The organism is Symbiopectobacterium sp., from assembly GCF_051710365.1.
Taxonomy (GTDB): domain Bacteria; phylum Pseudomonadota; class Gammaproteobacteria; order Enterobacterales; family Enterobacteriaceae; genus Symbiopectobacterium.
In genome coordinates this window covers 1-2494 of record NZ_JBPETA010000299.1, presented here as the reverse complement: position 1 = coordinate 2494, position 2494 = coordinate 1, and the positions used below count along the sequence as shown (strand labels likewise).

The window sequence follows — 2494 nt, the reverse complement described above, 5'->3', positions numbered from 1 at the left end:
GGATTGTTAGTATGAATCATGAGAGTTACCTCGTGTTTTGTATAAGGATTGGACACCCATATCAAAACCGGTAACTCTCAACCTTGCAAGGTCCAGTGTCAGATCAAGTCGCGACTAATACAGATGAGACGATGTTTTAAGTCTCAGTCGCTGCGCTTTTCTCTCTCAGGTGCGTGCAGGCAAGCTTGTCTGCACGCACTATTACTATTAACGCCCTTAAACACTATTTCAGCAACAGTGTGTTATCTGGCGCGGGAAACGGTTCTCCCAGAAAACGCCCCATAGCACCCTGTAGCCCCATGCCGCGCAGCGTATCCAGTTCACCCTCGGTTTCTACACGCTCAGCGATCAGCGGCAAATCGATGCTGTTGGCGGTGCGATAAAGGGCTTCAATAAACACCTTTTTATCGTTTTCCCGATCGATATTGCGAATGTAGCTGCCATCAATTTTCAGGTAAGCAAGCCCCCATTGCGCCAGATTACCTATCAGGTTAAAGCGCCCGCCGAAGTGCTGTAGTCCCAGTTGGCAACCGTATTCGCCGAGTAATGCGATCAGCGCTTCAAGATGATGGGTTTCCGGCAACTGGTTTTCATCCAGCTCAAGGATCACTCTGCGCGCCCGCTCGGGATGGCCCTTAAGCGGTGCCAGCATTTGCGTCAGCAGGTTTAAATCCAGCACGGTACTGCCCGACAGACTCAGCGCCAGCGTGCCGGAGTTGCGCGACAGATAATCCAATGTTTGTTTTACCATCACCTGATCTAACCGGGCATTCCAGCCGAAGCGCTGTATCCAGGGGAGGAAAAATCCCGCAGCGATGCTGTTGCCCTGCTCATCGTTGATACGCGCCAGTACCTTATGATGAAGAACATCACCGGGAGGGGCGCAGCGGCAAACCGGCTGGAAGAACAGTTGCAGGCGTTCCTCATTCAGCAGGGTATCCAGGCGATTAAATCACAGGTGGCGATCGGCTTCTGCCGGTGAATTGGCTTCATTTTCCGCCAGCGGCGCATGATGCAGCGGGGAGCTTTCTGCCCGCGTGAGCGCGTGGTCACCCTGTATCAACAGCGATTTCAGGCTATCGCCATGCTTGAACGGCACCATGCCCAATGCGGCAACGGGTGAACTGTCGATCTCGCCCGTTAACGCGAGTGACTCCAGGTTGTGTGAAAGTGCGACGACCAGAGTGTGCGCTTCTTTTTCTGCCATGCCGGGGCACAACAGGGCAAATTCACCGCCACGCAAACGTGCCAGTACGCTCTCCTGTTCGGCATAGAGCTTTTGCGCGGTACGCATCATTTTCGCCATGGTTTCCAGCAGCGAATCGGTGCGTTGGCCGCCGAGCCGTTGGTTGAGACCTGCAAGATCCTGTATGCGAATCATGATGAGATAACCCGGCGGTGTCTCTTCATCGCTGCTTTTGTCATTGAACTGCATCTCAAAGGCACGACGGTTAGGCAGACCGGTTTGTGGATCCTGATAGGCTTCTTGACGTAAGCGTTCACTTCGCTCAGCCTCTTCCTCAAACAGCATCTTCAGCTTGCTGACCATCAGGTTCATGGCCTGTGCCACGCGGCGGAATTCGGGAGTGCTGGGCAGATCCGGCTGGGTGAGGTACTCACGGCGGGTGATCGCCAACGACTGTTTCACCATGTAGTTCAAGGGGCGCAACTGGCGGCGCAGCAGCAGCGCGCCAATCAGTAAGCCGAACGCCGCGCAGCCCAACAGCCATAAAGCCCCGGCGGAGGTGCTTTGCCACAGACGGGTAATGGCGAACATCGGGTGGCTGACCACTTCTACTTTTGCTGCCTGCTCCCACCCACGCATCACGATGGCCTCGCCATTGCCCGGCGTCAGATTGACCAGCCGCACAAACCAGGCCGGAACATTAGGAATTTCTGGCGAGGCGATGCGTTCCAGCGTGACATTGCCGGTTTTAATATCACGCACCCGAATGCTGGAAAAATAGCCGCTATCAAAAATCGAGCTGACCATTAATTCCACCATGGCCGGATCGTCGATATTGGGCGTTAGCGATAATCCGAGTGCTGTGGCGGCATCCTGCGCGTGGGATTGCAATTGGTTATTCGACTGCTCGCGTGAATTTTCCAGACTGACAAAAAAACTGCCGCTAAAAATAACCAGCACGAATAAGCAGATGGCTATCAAAAGTTGTTTGTATAGAGACATAGCCTAATCCTACTCTTCAAGAGAAAAACCTTCGGCCCGCATTTTGGTCAATACATCGGCTTTGTTGAATAAATAGAAAGTTTGGGTAATCATCGGATCAGATCACCATAGTTGTTTCAAAATCAGGTCTCCATGGCAAAACAAAATTTTAAAATCACTAACTGGCCCTCCTATAACAATGCCCTCAAGCAGCGCGGTTCTCTAACCGTATGGCTAGATGAATCAGCCATTGCTGCATGGACGGAAAAAACGACTACTGAACGGCGTGGACGACCGCTCCACTACTCAGATATGGCCATCACCACA

At 52.8% G+C, this 2494-nt stretch carries 1 protein-coding gene and 1 pseudogene; one reads left to right on the top strand and one right to left on the bottom strand.

What is annotated here, in order from left to right; translation table 11 throughout:
• Nucleotides 1–223: 223 nt before the first annotated feature.
• A pseudogene (gene lapD / locus ACTBDZ_RS16980) lies at nucleotides 224–2188 on the bottom strand (cyclic di-GMP receptor LapD).
• 132 nt (nucleotides 2189–2320) lie between these two features.
• Between lapD and ACTBDZ_RS16975 the strand changes: the two are divergent.
• On the top strand, nucleotides 2321–2494 hold a 174-nt coding region (locus ACTBDZ_RS16975), incomplete at its 3' end, for a transposase (RefSeq protein ID WP_438816170.1).